The following is a 15,859-nucleotide window of genomic DNA, read 5'->3' on the forward strand; positions in this document are numbered from 1 at the left end:
TGTCATGTTAAAGAACATCCGTGTATATGTAGAAAGAATTGTTCTTTCAAAACTGGATAAACGTTTCATTGAGTTATGCAATAAAATGTGGTTAAGTCCTCGACCGATTAGTATTCGTCAGCTCCATGTGTCACCACACTTCCACCTCGAACCTATCTACCTGATCGTCTTTCAGGGGTCTTACTTACTTGCGTAATGGGAAATCTCATCTTGAGGGGGGCTTCATGCTTAGATGCTTTCAGCACTTATCCCGTCCACACATAGCTACCCAGCGATGCTCTTGGCAGAACAACTGGTACACCAGCGGTGTGTCCATCCCGGTCCTCTCGTACTAAGGACAGCTCCTCTCAAATTTCCTACGCCCACGACGGATAGGGACCGAACTGTCTCACGACGTTCTGAACCCAGCTCGCGTACCGCTTTAATGGGCGAACAGCCCAACCCTTGGGACCGACTACAGCCCCAGGATGCGATGAGCCGACATCGAGGTGCCAAACCTCCCCGTCGATGTGGACTCTTGGGGGAGATAAGCCTGTTATCCCCGGGGTAGCTTTTATCCGTTGAGCGATGGCCCTTCCATGCGGAACCACCGGATCACTAAGCCCGTCTTTCGACCCTGCTCGACTTGTAGGTCTCGCAGTCAAGCTCCCTTATGCCTTTACACTCTTCGAATGATTTCCAACCATTCTGAGGGAACCTTTGGGCGCCTCCGTTACTCTTTAGGAGGCGACCGCCCCAGTCAAACTGTCCGCCTGACACTGTCTCCTACCCCGCTAAGGGGTATGGGTTAGAAGTTCAATACAACCAGGGTAGTATCCCACTGACGCCTCCTCCGAAGCTGACGCTCCGGAATCTCTGGCTCCTACCTATCCTGTACAAGTTGTACCAAAATTCAATATCAGGCTACAGTAAAGCTCCACGGGGTCTTTCCGTCCTGTCGCGGGTAACCTGCATCTTCACAGGTACTATAATTTCACCGAGTCTCTCGTTGAGACAGTGCCCAGATCGTTACGCCTTTCGTGCGGGTCGGAACTTACCCGACAAGGAATTTCGCTACCTTAGGACCGTTATAGTTACGGCCGCCGTTTACTGGGGCTTCAATTCGCAGCTTCGCTTGCGCTAACCACTCCTCTTAACCTTCCAGCACCGGGCAGGCGTCAGCCCCTATACGTCACCTTACGGTTTTGCAGAGACCTGTGTTTTTGCTAAACAGTCGCCTGGGCCTATTCACTGCGGCTCTTCATGGCTATTCACCTTAAAGAGCACCCCTTCTCCCGAAGTTACGGGGTCATTTTGCCGAGTTCCTTAACGAGAGTTCTCTCGCACACCTTAGGATTCTCTCCTCGACTACCTGTGTCGGTTTGCGGTACGGGCACCTCTCACCTCGATAGAGGCTTTTCTTGGCAGCGTGAAATCAGGAACTTCGCTCATACGAGCTCGTCATCACAGCTCAACGTTATAGTATGCGGATTTACCTACATACACGCCTTACTGCTTGAACAGAGACAACCAACGCTCTGCTTACCCTATCCTACTGCGTCCCCCCATTTCTCAAACGGTGAGGAGGTGGTACAGGAATATCAACCTGTTGTCCATCGCCTACGCCTATCGGCCTCGGCTTAGGTCCCGACTAACCCTGAGCGGACGAGCCTTCCTCAGGAAACCTTAGTCATACGGTGCATGGGATTCTCACCCATGTTTCGCTACTCATACCGGCATTCTCACTTCTAAGCGCTCCACCAGTCCTTCCGGTCTGACTTCAACGCCCTTAGAACGCTCTCCTACCACGCATCCATACGGATGCATCCACAGCTTCGGTGAATCGTTTAGCCCCGATACATTTTCGGCGCAGTGTCACTCGACCAGTGAGCTATTACGCACTCTTTAAATGATGGCTGCTTCTAAGCCAACATCCTGGTTGTCTAAGCAACGCCACATCCTTTTCCACTTAACGATTACTTTGGGACCTTAGCTGGTGGTCTGGGCTGTTTCCCTTTTGACTACGGATCTTATCACTCGCAGTCTGACTCCCGTGTATAAATATCTGGCATTCGGAGTTTGTCTGAATTCGGTAACCCGAGATGGGCCCCTAGTCCAAACAGTGCTCTACCTCCAGTATTCTCAATCACGAGGCTAGCCCTAAAGCTATTTCGGAGAGAACCAGCTATCTCCAGGTTCGATTGGAATTTCTCCGCTACCCACACCTCATCCCCGCATTTTTCAACATGCGTGGGTTCGGGCCTCCAGTAAGTGTTACCTCACCTTCACCCTGGACATGGGTAGATCACCTGGTTTCGGGTCTACGACCACGTACTAATTCGCCCTATTCAGACTCGCTTTCGCTGCGGCTCCGTCTTCTCAACTTAACCTCGCACGTAATCGTAACTCGCCGGTTCATTCTACAAAAGGCACGCTATCACCCATTAACGGGCTCTAACTACTTGTAGGCACACGGTTTCAGGATCTATTTCACTCCCCTTCCGGGGTGCTTTTCACCTTTCCCTCACGGTACTGGTTCACTATCGGTCACTAGGTAGTATTTAGCCTTGGGAGATGGTCCTCCCAGATTCCGACGGAATTTCACGTGTTCCGCCGTACTCAGGATACACTCTGGAGGGAATGAACTTTTGACTACAGGGCTTTTACCTTGTTTCGCGGACCTTTCCAAGTCGCTTCGTCTAGCTCATTCTTTTGTAACTCCGTATAGAATGTCCTACAACCCCAAAGAGCAAGCTCTTTGGTTTGGGCTCTTCCCGTTTCGCTCGCCGCTACTCAGGGAATCGAATTTTCTTTCTGTTCCTGCAGGTACTTAGATGTTTCAGTTCTCTGCGTCTGTCCTCATCACGCTATGAATTCACGTGTAGATACTATCCGATTAAAGATAGTGGGTTCCCCCATTCGGAAATCCCCGGATCAAAGCTTACTTACAGCTCCCCGAGGCATATCGGTGTTAGTGCCGTCCTTCATCGACTCCTAGTGCCAAGGCATCCACCGTGCGCCCTTATTAACTTAACCAAAAGTTTAGTTAAACTTGAACAAGTTCAAGATTTAAGTTTGCACGTCAATTACTTGACGTTTGTGATCTATTATTACTAATAGAAAATTTGTTTATTGCTTTCAATGTCGTTTTATCCAGTTTTCAAAGAACAAAGCAGCTAACTTCAATCACATCGTGAATAAGTTTCGCTGAATTTGCTTCATGCAGCTTTGCGACGATAGCGCTAGCGACAGGAGCAAATATTTTTTGAAGTTTTTCATCTTTCGATGAACCTTCAAAACTGAACAGCAAACGTTAATGTTTCATTCCCCGAAGGAATGATTCCGAAAAATCCTTAGAAAGGAGGTGATCCAGCCGCACCTTCCGATACGGCTACCTTGTTACGACTTCACCCCAATCATCTATCCCACCTTCGGCGGCTGGCTCCACAAGGGTTACCTCACCGACTTCGGGTGTTACAAACTCTCGTGGTGTGACGGGCGGTGTGTACAAGGCCCGGGAACGTATTCACCGTGGCATGCTGATCCACGATTACTAGCGATTCCGGCTTCATGTAGGCGAGTTGCAGCCTACAATCCGAACTGAGAACGATTTTATCGGATTAGCTCCCCCTCGCGGGTTGGCAACCGTTTGTATCGTCCATTGTAGCACGTGTGTAGCCCAGGTCATAAGGGGCATGATGATTTGACGTCATCCCCACCTTCCTCCGGTTTATCACCGGCAGTCTCCTTAGAGTGCCCAACTAAATGATGGCAACTAAGAACAAGGGTTGCGCTCGTTGCGGGACTTAACCCAACATCTCACGACACGAGCTGACGACAACCATGCACCACCTGTCACCGTTGTCCCCGAAGGGAAAACTGTATCTCTACAGTGGTCAATGGGATGTCAAGACCTGGTAAGGTTCTTCGCGTTGCTTCGAATTAAACCACATGCTCCACCGCTTGTGCGGGCCCCCGTCAATTCCTTTGAGTTTCAGTCTTGCGACCGTACTCCCCAGGCGGAGTGCTTAATGCGTTAGCTGCAGCACTGAGGGGCGGAAACCCCCCAACACTTAGCACTCATCGTTTACGGCGTGGACTACCAGGGTATCTAATCCTGTTTGCTCCCCACGCTTTCGCGCCTCAGTGTCAGTTACAGACCAGATAGTCGCCTTCGCCACTGGTGTTCCTCCAAATCTCTACGCATTTCACCGCTACACTTGGAATTCCACTATCCTCTTCTGCACTCAAGTTCCCCAGTTTCCAATGACCCTCCACGGTTGAGCCGTGGGCTTTCACATCAGACTTAAGGAACCACCTGCGCGCGCTTTACGCCCAATAATTCCGGACAACGCTTGCCACCTACGTATTACCGCGGCTGCTGGCACGTAGTTAGCCGTGGCTTTCTAACAAGGTACCGTCAAGGTAGCGCCAGTTACTACGCTACTTGTTCTTCCCTTGCAACAGAGTTTTACGAACCGAAATCCTTCTTCACTCACGCGGCATTGCTCCATCAGGCTTTCGCCCATTGTGGAAGATTCCCTACTGCTGCCTCCCGTAGGAGTCTGGGCCGTGTCTCAGTCCCAGTGTGGCCGATCACCCTCTCAGGTCGGCTACGCATCGTTGCCTTGGTGAGCCGTTACCTCACCAACTAGCTAATGCGCCGCGGGCCCATCTTACAGTGACAGCCGAAACCGTCTTTCAATAACTCTCCATGAGAAGAAAAATATTATTCGGTATTAGCTCCGGTTTCCCGAAGTTATCCCAATCTGTAAGGTAGGTTACCCACGTGTTACTCACCCGTCCGCCGCTAAATCAGAAGAAGCAAGCTTCTTCGTCATTCGCTCGACTTGCATGTATTAGGCATGCCGCCAGCGTTCGTCCTGAGCCAGGATCAAACTCTCCATAATAGTTAGTTTGAAAGCTCATTTGCTTTGCTAGCGTATCAACTAAAAGTTGATATCTATTTTGCTTCATTTAAGAAGCTTTGTTTCATTAACGTTGCTTGTTCAGTTTTCAAGGTTCATGTTGTTCGAAAAGAACTTCTTAATGTTATCACTCAAAAGTTATTATGTCAATAACATTTTTGAAAGTATTTTCATTCGCTCGTTAGCGACTTAAACAGTATATAACAGCCAATTTTCATTGTCAATAACTATTTTGAAATATTTTTTAAATACAACATCCTTTTAAGGACAAGTAATAATATACCTCAAAAGGATGATATAAATCAAGTGTTTTTAGTAAATATTTTTTTGAAATCAATTACAAATAGCATAATACCTATAATAACAATGACTCCTCCGATTATTTGAGTGATTGTTAAATACTCTTTAAATACGATAATCGCTAAAATCGCCGCTCCAACTGGTTCAAAAAGAATCGCAATTGAAATTACATTCGCACTAACCCACTTTAACGACCAGTTGAATAAATTATGTCCTAATAAGTTTGGGATAATCGCTAATAATAAAAACCACATCCAGTCCATTAAAGGATACGGTCCGAATGATTCTCCCTTTACTATTATATAAATGAATAAAGTAATCGTACTAACCGAATAAACAACCATTGTATATGTAACTAACGATAGGCGTTGACGCACGTCTTGACCAAATAATAAGTATCCCGTAACAAGTGCACATGCAATTAATGCTAAAACATCCCCATAAAATGCCGTTCCACTAATACGGAAATCTCCCCAACTAATTAGCACACTTCCGATAATCGCAATACTTCCTGCTAGTAACGTCTTTAGTGTAATCTTTTCTTTAAAAAATAAATACGTCCCTAAAAAGGCGAAAAGTGGCTGCATCGTTACTAATACAGTAGAACTTGCTATAGAAGTATAGTTAAGTGATTCAAACCATAAAATAAAATGAAAAGCTAAAAATACACCAGCAATAGATGAAAATATCCAATCTCTTTTTGACAATTTTTTAATCTCATGACGATATTTCATAATAAACCATGGTAGCATTATTAATACCGAAAATAACATTCGATAAAATGCAATAACCCCTGAATCTGCATTTGCTAGTTTAACAAAAATAGCAGAGAGGGAAACAGATATCACACCAATTAATATTGGAATATATGGATGAATGGGTGGTTTCTCCATTCAAATCCCCTTCTTTCAAATAAATATTTCAACAATTATTTTAGTTTCGATTTATTTTACTTGTTCCGTCTCTAGAAAACTATATATTTTTAAAGGAGTTTTAAACTCACGATTCGAATTTGGTATATAGAAAAAGGGAGATGAACATCATGGAATGGCTTACGGTCGATAAGTTTTCATTAGAAATTTTAATTAGACTAGTTGTTGCCGCAACTTTGAGTTTAATTATCGGGATAGAGAGGGAATTGAAGAAGAAGCCGGTTGGGTTGAAGACAAGTTTAGTCATTGCGACGTTTAGTTGCTTGCTTACTATTATCTCAATAGAAACTGCTTATTCAACGCCCGCTCGCGATGATATTAATATAACAATGGATCCACTACGCCTAGCCGCTCAAATCGTTAGCGGAATTGGATTTTTAGGTGCAGGTGTAATTTTACGTAAAGGTAATGATAGTATTACGGGGCTGACAACAGCAGCCATGATTTGGGGAGCCGCTGGAATCGGAATTGCGGTAGGTGCAGGATTTTACATGCAAGCCTTCATTACCGTGTTAATTGTTGTATTAGGTATTGAAGTATTAGCACCGCTTCTGTTAAAATTTGGTCCTAAACGTTTACGTATGCGGGAAGTATCCATTGTGATTGTGACTGAGCATTCTAATCATATTAAAGATTTAATCGATTATATGAAGCAAAATAACATGCATGTCGAAAAAGTATGTATTAAAGATATTCCTAAATCTGATACGATGTTACATGAAATCAATGTACGTGTTTCGACAGTGAAAACAAATCATACACTTGAACTATACAACCGGTTACATGAACTAAGTTATGTAAAGAATATTAAAATTGAGTATTTGGATTAACGGAGGAGAACGCCATGGGAGAAATATTTAAATTATTAAAAGGAGGAAACAAACCTTCCTTACTTGCAGCATTTGTAAACTTATTTTTAGGCATTATTAAAGGCATTGCTTTCTCTTTAACAGGAAATGTTGCAATGTTTGCTGAAATGATGCACTCATTAGGAGATGCAGCTAATCAGACTTTCGTATTTATTGGATCAGCATTATCTAAAAAAGCACCTACCCCTCGATTTCCAAATGGTTATGGTCGAATCGTTAACTTAGTATGTCTTGGGGCAGTAATAATTGTCGCCATTCTTTCATATGAAACGATTTTAGAAGGCTGGCATGGCTTTTTACATCCAGCGACGGAATCAAAAGGTATATGGATTGCACTTGGTGTATTAGCAATCGGTATTGTTTTAGAGGGAAGCGTACTAATTAAAGCGGCACATGAAATTTTACATGACGCAGGCGTTAAAAAGAAAGGTCTTGCTATTTTCGCATCAGCCAAATATTTGAACCGTGCAAAGCCTGCAACGAAGCTTGTATGGATGGAAGATTTGGTAGCAACTTCCGGTAATGTTCTTGCCTTCTTAGCCATTGTTATTGCCCACTTAACTGGCTTTTATCAATTAGAAGGTCTTGTATCCATGGTTATCGGTGTGATGATGTTCTTTGTAGTCGGACGTGTTTTCTTAGACAATGCACGAGGAGCTATCGGAGAAACGGATGAAGAAATGCTTGTTCATATCGGCAATTTAGTATTAGAAGATCCTAACATCACGGATATTGCTCGTCTTGAAGTAATTAAAGAAGGTGAATTTTTACACGTTGAATTAATTGCTGAAACAGACCCGAATCTATCGCTTGCTTATTTAGATGATGTTCGTGACCATTTAATAGAACTTCTTTTAAATCAAAAAGGGGTAACGAAAGTAACAATGGCATTTGATGAAGATGACGGTGAACGCTCATGGCAGCATACCGCTACTAAGCCCGAAAAAGAAAAGGGCATGATTTAATTAATCTAACAAAAGAGGGCAAGTCATCTTATACAATAGATGACTTGCCCTTCTTCTTTTTATAGAGACATTTCTAAAATTTTGCGTACATCTTCAGCGTGTAGCTTAGTGAAATTACCGAATGGACCAGTAACCATGCAATGCTCTACCATTTCATTAAAGTAGGTTGCATCAATATCAAAATCAGCTAATTTGTTCGGTGCGCCAATAGAAGTCCAAAATGCTGATAATGCTTCAATCCCTTCTAATGCCACTTGCTCTTCTGTTTTACCTGCTTGCTCAATACCAAATACATTCTCTGCTAATTTCGCAAAACGAGCTGGATTCACTTGTACATTGTGTTTCATCCAGTTTGGGAAAATAATTGCGAGGCCAGCTGCATGGGCAATATCATAGTACGCTGATACCGAATGCTCGATATTATGCGTTGCCCAATCTCCACGAGCTCCTAATCCTAAAAAGCCATTTAATCCAAGCGTACCAGCTAGCATTAATGTTTCTCGATGTTCATAATTCGATGGATCTTTTAGTGCTTTTGGTGCCACGTCGATTAACGTACGAAGAATCCCTTCGCTCATTTCATCTGTGAGTGGTGTATTTGTTGCATTATGGAAATATTGTTCTAAAATATGTGACATCGTATCAACCACACCATTTACTGTTTGATTGGCTGGGAGTGTATACGTATACGTTGGATCTAAAATCGAAAATTTCGGAAAAACTGCCGGGCTGCCCCAACTGTACTTTTCCTTCGTTTCTTCATTTGTAATAACAGAACCTGAGTTCATTTCTGAGGCTGTTGCCGCAATTGTAAGTACTGTCGCTAATGGAAGTGCCTCTGTTGGAATTACTTTCTTCATAACGATATCCCAAGCATCCTGCTCAATCTTCGCACCTGCTACAATTAATTTCGAACAATCGATTACTGAACCGCCTCCAACTGCTAGAACGATATCAATAGTTTGTTCCTTACAAATAGCAATCCCTTTTCGTGCCGTCTCAACACGTGGGTTTGGTTCTACACCTGATAATTCAAATACATTCATCGATAAATCATTTAAAATCGACATAATGGCATCATAGACACCGTTCGATTTAATACTTCCCCCGCCGTAAACAATTAAAATATTTTGACCATACTGCGGTAGCTCTTTTCGTAGTTGTTCAATGCTTTCTTTACCAAAATGAATTTTTACTGGATTATAAAATGAAAATGCGTTCATGTTCGTTCCTCCTCAGTATTAAATGAATACCTTTATATTTTCGCATTCGTCTGTAAGAATTGCGAATACTTCTTACTAATTATTGTTAGAAAAACAAATTTTACGTGTAATGCGTCTTAATGTGAACTTCTTTGAAAATTTATACTTTTTTATCCACTAAAAAATCCTCACTCGAATATCGAGTGAGGATTGTGTTTTAACTCTTACACCCAGCCACGGAATCGAGATGCTTCTGCTGTGCGGCGTACCCCTACCATATAGGCAGCTAGGCGCATGTTGATGTTACGGTTTTGCGCTGTTGTATAAACATTATCAAACGCCGTTACCATTTTTTTATATAATTTTTCGCGTACTTCTTCTTCAGTCCAGTAGTAACCTTGGTTATTTTGTACCCATTCAAAGTAAGATACTGTTACACCGCCAGCTGATGCTAATACGTCTGGGACTAATAAAATGCCGCGCTCTGTTAAAATTTTTGTCGCTTCTGCAGTAGTAGGACCATTTGCTGCTTCCACTACGATATTCGCTTTAATGTCATGTGCATTTTCAGCGGTAATTTGATTTTCGATTGCAGCTGGTACTAAAATGTCACAATCAAGCTCTAATAATTCTTTGTTTGAAATTGTATTTTCGAATAAAGTTGTTACTGTACCAAATGAATCACGGCGATCTAATAGGTAGTCAACATCTAACCCATTTGGATCGTGTAACGCACCGTGTGCATCTGAGATACCAATAACTTTCGCACCTAAATCGCTCATGAATTTTGCTAAGAAGCTACCTGCATTACCAAAACCTTGGATAACTACACGCGCACCTTTAATATCAATGTTACGTTTTTTCGCTGCTTCTTCAATAACAATCGTTACACCTTCAGCCGTTGCACGGTCACGACCTTGTGAACCACCAAGTACAATCGGTTTACCTGTAATAAATCCAGGCGAATTGAACTCGTCCATTCGGCTATATTCATCCATCATCCATGCCATAATTTGAGCGTTTGTGTAAACGTCTGGAGCTGGAATATCTTTTGTTGGGCCTACGAATTGCTTAATTGCACGTACATAACCTCGACTTAGACGTTCAATTTCACCCATCGACATTTCACGCGGATCACAAATAACCCCACCTTTACCACCGCCATATGGAAGATCGACGATACCACATTTCAACGTCATCCACATAGAAAGCGCTTTCACTTCCTCTTCACTAACCATAGGATGGAAGCGTACCCCACCTTTTGTTGGCCCTACAGCATCATTATGTTGTGCACGATAGCCTGTGAATACTTTTGTTGAACCATCGTCCATTTTCACAGGAACTCGTACTGATAGCATACGAACAGGTTCTTTTAGTAATTCATACATCGCTTCATCATAACCTAGTTTATTTAAAGCCTCATGAATTACTTCTTGAGTTGATGTGAATAAGTTTAAATTTTCAGCCATAATTTTTCGCCTCTTTAAAAAATTTTGATTTTTTTGTCTTTCCGCGAACATTGTAACATACTTCCATTAGAGTTTGTTAAATATTTTGACACATTTCAAACACTTTTATAATTCACATAGAATATTATTAGAAAAACTTATTTTTCACCTACTTTTACTATCTTAATACATGAATTAACTAAAAAGAGAACATCCATATTAACTACATGAATGCTCTCTTTACTATCTATTGACCAGATTGTTCAATCCAGTCTTGTAATTTATCTTGTAAAATTTTGAATCCATCTGCATCGACCTCATCCACGCGATCTTGTAATGATTTTCGTGGTAGAACATCTCTTTTACGATGATGAGGCGCTTCTTGTAATTCACGGATAGATAAGCTTATTTTCTTTTGCTCGGAATCAACGTCCAACACTTTCACTTGAATTTCATCCCCTACAGATAGAAATTCGCTTACATCTTTTACGAAACCGTATGTGATTTCAGAAATATGCACAAGTCCTTGTGTTTGTTCATCTAAAGCAACAAAAGCACCGTATGGTTGAATTCCTGTTACTTTACCTGATAGTACGTCACCCACTTCGATTTTTTTTTCCATACTTGTTCCTACCTTCTTTATCGTATATACGTAAATGTCATGTTAAATTATAACATATGACAAGGGACGGAACAAAGAATCGCCTTAAACTAGCAAATTATCAGCACAAAATAAAAATACAGCTACGTAAAAAGAAAAGTACGTGTAAAGAATTTTAAGTATTCAATTAAATCAAATGGTCTTATAGAAATTTCTTTGCTTTATACTATATAGCTGTTGTAAAATGGATTGTTACATATTTAAGGAGGTTTTGTTTTGTCATCTAGAGATCAGTTTTCATCTAAGCTTGGATTTATTCTCGCTGCTGCTGGAAGTGCCATTGGACTTGGTGCGATTTGGAAGTTCCCCTATATGGCGGGAACAAATGGTGGTAGTGTTTTCATTTTATTATTCATATTATGTACAGTCATTATCGGTTTACCGATTTTAATGGCAGAATTTATGATTGGTCGCCGTGGTCAAAAGGATCCGATTACGTCATTTAAAGAGCAAGCTCCAGGAAAACCATGGTTTATGATTGGTTGGATTGGCCTTGTTGCATGTGGGCTTATCCTTTCTTTCTATAGTGTAGTCGGTGGTTGGATATTAAGTTATATCGTACGCGCCTTTACATTTTCATTGACCGGAAAAGGTCTTGATTTTGGTGCATTATTCTCAGATTTGATATCGAATCCTTGGGAAGTATTGATTGCACAAGCTGCTTTTATGCTTATCACATTAGTTATTGTACAAGCTGGGATTAAAAAAGGAATCGAAGCGGCTAGTAAATGGATGATGCCACTTTTATTCATTTTCTTCATTTTATTATTTGTTCGTTCCATCACTTTAGAAGGTGCCATGGAAGGCGTTAAATTTATGTTTATCCCAGATTGGTCGTATTTCAATGGAGAAACGTTAATTTTAGCACTTGGGCAAGCATTCTTCTCTTTAAGTATTGGTGTAGCAGCGATGATTACGTATGCTTCGTATTTATCGAAAAAAGAAAAAATCGTAACATCTGCCATTAATGTTGCCAGTATGAATATTGCGATTTCTCTTTTGGCTGGTTTAGTCATTTTCCCAGCGGTTTTTGCATTAGGTTTCTCTCCTACTGAAGGACCTGGGTTAGTATTTATTATGATTCCAGCAGTTTTTGAACAGTTGCCATTCGGTAGCATCTTATTATTAGTGTTTTTCATCCTATTATTATTTGCAACCATTACGTCTTCTATTGCATTACTAGAAGTTGTTGTTTCAATCGGTATTCGTGAAAAAACAGAAAAACGAAAAAAGGCTTCGTGGATTTTCGCTGCGATTATCTTTATCGTAGGTATTCCTAGTGCCTTATCTTTCGGGATATTATCGGACGTACAAATAATGGATCGTTCGATTTTCGACTTTGTAGACTACGTAACTAGTGCGATTCTAATGCCCATTGGTGCATTATTAACATCAATTTTTGCAGGTTATCATTATTCGAAAAAAATCTCAAAAGAAGAACTACAAACTTCACCAGCTATCTACTATATTTGGTTGTTTATCGTTCGCTATTTAGCCCCAATTTCAATAATCGCTATCCTTATTAGCAAAGTATTTTTCAGCTAATTCATTGAGGGTGAGTGAGAGCTTCCGAATTCGTTCGGTGGCTCTTTTTTTGTACTTTCTTACGTTCATTTTTTTGACAAAAATAGGGCATTTTATACAATTCACTTCATATTATAATAATTACAACAAAAAATACATTTGGAAGGATGTGCACCATATGAAATTACAGCTTCAGGAACAACTAAAAAGTTTGCGCTTAGAACGAAATTTATCAATTGAAGAATTAGCGAAAAAAACACAAATCAGCATTGAAAAATTGACGGCCTACGAAACTGGTGACCAAATCCCAACTACCCAAACGATTCTAGTATTATCGACAATTTTAGAAGTTCCTGCTTCTAACTTAATGGATGGGATTCTATCATAAAACGAACCTTCAATCGAGTATTACTGTATAAAAATAGCAAGCACCCTTATATGGATGCTCGCTATTTTTTTAGATAATACATTTCGCTTCGAATTTTACGGCAATTAATTTGTAGGAAATCGTCACGCAATCTTCAATCGGAATCCATTGTTCAAACGAATATTCATATACCTTTTGTATAACTTTCGCAAGTTCTGATGGGTCATCAATACCTTGGAGTGCTGCGACGACATCTGCTGTCTCGGTATCATAACTTTCTTCGCCAAATTTAAATGGGTCCCATTGTTGTAACACTTGAACACATTTTCGATTCATTTCAATATTTTCCATATTATTCACCTAATTACTCTTTCTCTTTGCTAGTATGATAACATAGGTTGGAACAGATCAAAAAGAAAAGAGGGTTATCATGTCTTTTTTTAATGCAATTTATGAACGCAAAAATACGAGCTCTTTAAAATGGGACAAAATGGGCGAAATTTATCAATTAGATGATACGTCGGAAATTTTGCCAATGTGGGTTGCTGATATGGATTTTCCAGCACCAAAAGTAGTTGTAGACGCACTAACTGAACGTTTGAACCATCCAATTTTTGGTTATACGTTCCCAAGTGATGATGTAAAACACGCTATTACAAATTGGTTTGCAAATCGTCACCAATGGACAATCGATCCTTCAACAATTCTATTCCATCAAGGGGTAATCCCTGCGATCGCGTCGATTGTTGAAACATTTACACATGTTGGTGACAAAATCGGTATGTCTACCCCTATTTACCCGCCATTCTTTAATGTTCCAATTGCACAGCAACGTGAAATTGTGACATGTGATTTAACAGAAACCAATGGCTCTTATGCGTGGGATTTTGAAAAGTTAGAACAATTATTCCAGTCAGGCATTAAGATGTACATTTTATGTAATCCACACAATCCAGCTGGTATTGTTTGGAGCCGCGAAGATTTAGAAAAGCTAATCCAATTATGTATTAAGTATGATGTGTATTTGTTAGCAGATGAAATTCACGCTGATATTTCGATTAATAAAGCATATACGCCAACATTAACCGTTAAAGGCGCTGATGAAGCTAACATTATTACGTGTATCGCACCTACGAAAACGTTTAATCTTGCTGGAATTCATGCTGCCATGACGATCACACCAAATAAAGAGCTACAATTGGCACTAGAGAAAACGGGTCTGGCACATGGTAGTCTATCACTTAATACTTTTGCATGCACAGCTGTAAAAGCAGTTTATACAGAAGGTGCGCAATGGGTAGATGATTTACTCGCTTATTTAAAAGTGAATATGAATTATGTGGTGGAACAATTAAATGCAATCGACGGCATTCAAGTTACTGTACCTGATGCAACGTATTTAATGTGGATTGACTATAGAGGAACAGGACTTTCTGAAAAGGAAATGATGGACCGCTTACTATCAATCGGAAAAGTCGCACTAGATCCAGGTACGAAGTATAAAGAAGCGGGTCAAGGCTTTTTACGTATTAATGTTGCCTGTCCATTTGAAACATTAAAAGATGGTGTCGAACGTATTAAACATGCACTTCAATAATTATAAAAGAGGCTATCCTAAATTAGGGTAGCCTCTTTTACTTTGACTATTATTGCTTTTGTATAGATTCCATTTGTTTTTCTTTCGCCAGACGCTCATCACGTTCTTGTAATGCGCGTTCTTCTAGAAGTTTTACCTTATCAGCTTGGCGTGCAGCTAAACGACGAATAAAACGAAATGTAGCAAAAACAATAATAATTAAAATTGCGAATTCTATAGCAGCTGGAAGATAAAGTGACTTATCTTCTGGGAAATATAAAAAGCCACCAGAGAAATTCAATAAAAATCGATCCACTCGCTCACACGTCCTTTGTTAATTAGTCAATTACTGTGATTGACTCAATCTTAACATCTTCTTTTGGTTTATCGTGCATATTTTTGTCAACGTTAACAATTTTGTCAACAACATCCATGCCTTCGACTACTTGTCCAAATACTGAGTGTTTACCGTCTAACCATGGTGTACCACCGTTTTCCTTGTAAACTTCTACTTCTTCTTTCGACCAACCGCGAACTTCCATTTGTTTTAACATAGAAACTTCTACTTTAGGTGCTTGAACGATGAAGAATTGAGAACCATTTGTGCCAGGACCTGCATTGGCCATTGAAAGTGCACCACGGATGTTTAATAATTCTGGAGAAAATTCATCTTCAAATGAACCACCCCAAATTGATTCGCCACCCATACCTGTACCAGTTGGATCGCCACCTTGAACCATGAAGTTTGGAATAACACGGTGGAAGATAATGCCGTTATAGTAACCTGATTTTGCATGACCTAAAAAGTTTTCAACTGTTTTTGGTGCTTGCTCTGGGAATAATTTAATTTTAATTGAACCCATTGTTGTGTTCATTTCTACTAGTACTTCACCTGGATTTAATTCTTTCGATAATTGTGGATACATTTAAGTCTCTCCTTTAAATAAAATATGGACTACTTGGGTATAGAACTTATAAAGCCTTTCCCTATTTAACAAGCTATAGTGTACCATATGTGGAATAATTTTCGCCATTATCTTCCGCTGCAACTTTCTTCGGGAGACTAAATAAGTTACAATGAATTTTAATTATTTCAAAATAACGGAAG

General features: G+C 40.5%; 12 protein-coding genes and 2 rRNA genes. 5 read left to right on the forward strand and 9 right to left on the reverse strand.

Going from position 1 to position 15,859, the window contains the following annotated elements:
* Window positions 1-87: 87 nt before the first annotated feature.
* The 3 genes from DCE79_RS14050 to DCE79_RS14060 all read right to left on the reverse strand — a co-directional run bounded on the left by DCE79_RS14050 (window position 88) and on the right by DCE79_RS14060 (window position 6,100).
* Window positions 88-3,015 (reverse strand): 23S ribosomal RNA (locus DCE79_RS14050).
* Between the two features lie 321 nt (window positions 3,016-3,336).
* Window positions 3,337-4,889: ribosomal RNA gene (locus DCE79_RS14055) — 16S ribosomal RNA — on the reverse strand.
* The 16S and 23S rRNA genes sit together here, the layout of an rRNA operon.
* A 320-nt stretch (window positions 4,890-5,209) precedes the next feature.
* A complete protein-coding gene (locus DCE79_RS14060; RefSeq protein ID WP_108713628.1) occupies window positions 5,210-6,100 on the reverse strand; it encodes a DMT family transporter in 891 nt (296 codons plus the stop codon).
* A 149-nt stretch (window positions 6,101-6,249) separates the two neighbouring features.
* On the opposite strand from DCE79_RS14060, the gene DCE79_RS14065 reads away from it, so the two are divergent.
* Entirely contained in the window at window positions 6,250-6,969 is a 720-nt protein-coding gene (locus tag DCE79_RS14065; RefSeq protein WP_108713629.1) for an MgtC/SapB family protein, read from the forward strand.
* Window positions 6,970-6,983: 14 nt separating this feature from the next.
* Window positions 6,984-7,973 carry a cation diffusion facilitator family transporter gene (locus DCE79_RS14070; protein ID WP_108713630.1) on the forward strand — a complete coding sequence of 330 codons (990 nt, stop codon included), beginning with the start codon at window positions 6,984-6,986 and terminating at the stop codon, window positions 7,971-7,973.
* A gap of 59 nt (window positions 7,974-8,032) precedes the next feature.
* Here DCE79_RS14070 and DCE79_RS14075 read toward each other — a convergent pair whose 3' ends face one another.
* The 3 genes from DCE79_RS14075 to yugI form a co-directional block, all read right to left on the reverse strand.
* Window positions 8,033-9,196: an iron-containing alcohol dehydrogenase gene (locus DCE79_RS14075; RefSeq protein ID WP_108713631.1), complete on the reverse strand. Its 1,164-nt coding sequence runs from the start codon at window positions 9,194-9,196 to the stop codon at window positions 8,033-8,035.
* A gap of 203 nt (window positions 9,197-9,399) precedes the next feature.
* Window positions 9,400-10,644: a Glu/Leu/Phe/Val family dehydrogenase gene (locus DCE79_RS14080; RefSeq protein ID WP_108713632.1), complete on the reverse strand. Its 1,245-nt coding sequence runs from the start codon at window positions 10,642-10,644 to the stop codon at window positions 9,400-9,402.
* A 226-nt stretch (window positions 10,645-10,870) separates the two neighbouring features.
* Window positions 10,871-11,245 (reverse strand): S1 domain-containing post-transcriptional regulator GSP13, encoded by a 375-nt coding sequence (gene yugI / locus DCE79_RS14085; protein ID WP_108713633.1) that lies wholly within the window; start codon window positions 11,243-11,245, stop codon window positions 10,871-10,873.
* A 255-nt stretch (window positions 11,246-11,500) separates the two neighbouring features.
* On the opposite strand from yugI, the gene DCE79_RS14090 reads away from it, so the two are divergent.
* Window positions 11,501-12,829: a sodium-dependent transporter gene (locus DCE79_RS14090; RefSeq protein WP_108713634.1), complete on the forward strand. Its 1,329-nt coding sequence runs from the start codon at window positions 11,501-11,503 to the stop codon at window positions 12,827-12,829.
* A 157-nt stretch (window positions 12,830-12,986) separates the two neighbouring features.
* Window positions 12,987-13,196, forward strand: coding sequence for a helix-turn-helix domain-containing protein (locus DCE79_RS14095; RefSeq protein ID WP_108713635.1), 210 nt, complete (start codon window positions 12,987-12,989; stop codon window positions 13,194-13,196).
* Window positions 13,197-13,265: 69 nt separating this feature from the next.
* Here DCE79_RS14095 and DCE79_RS14100 read toward each other — a convergent pair whose 3' ends face one another.
* Window positions 13,266-13,526: a DUF1871 family protein gene (locus DCE79_RS14100; protein WP_199912278.1), complete on the reverse strand. Its 261-nt coding sequence runs from the start codon at window positions 13,524-13,526 to the stop codon at window positions 13,266-13,268.
* A gap of 79 nt (window positions 13,527-13,605) precedes the next feature.
* Between DCE79_RS14100 and DCE79_RS14105 the strand changes: the two genes are divergently transcribed.
* Window positions 13,606-14,772 (forward strand): MalY/PatB family protein, encoded by a 1,167-nt coding sequence (locus tag DCE79_RS14105; RefSeq protein ID WP_108713637.1) that lies wholly within the window; start codon window positions 13,606-13,608, stop codon window positions 14,770-14,772.
* Between the two features lie 49 nt (window positions 14,773-14,821).
* Here the strand turns inward: DCE79_RS14105 and DCE79_RS14110 are convergent, their stop codons facing one another.
* Window positions 14,822-15,067 carry a hypothetical protein gene (locus tag DCE79_RS14110; RefSeq protein ID WP_108713638.1) on the reverse strand — a complete coding sequence of 82 codons (246 nt, stop codon included), beginning with the start codon at window positions 15,065-15,067 and terminating at the stop codon, window positions 14,822-14,824.
* A 22-nt stretch (window positions 15,068-15,089) separates the two neighbouring features.
* Window positions 15,090-15,677 (reverse strand): peptidylprolyl isomerase, encoded by a 588-nt coding sequence (locus DCE79_RS14115; RefSeq protein ID WP_108713639.1) that lies wholly within the window; start codon window positions 15,675-15,677, stop codon window positions 15,090-15,092.
* Between the last annotated feature and the right edge of the window lie 182 nt (window positions 15,678-15,859).

The organism is Lysinibacillus sp. 2017, from assembly GCF_003073375.1.
GTDB lineage: Bacteria > Bacillota > Bacilli > Bacillales_A > Planococcaceae > Solibacillus.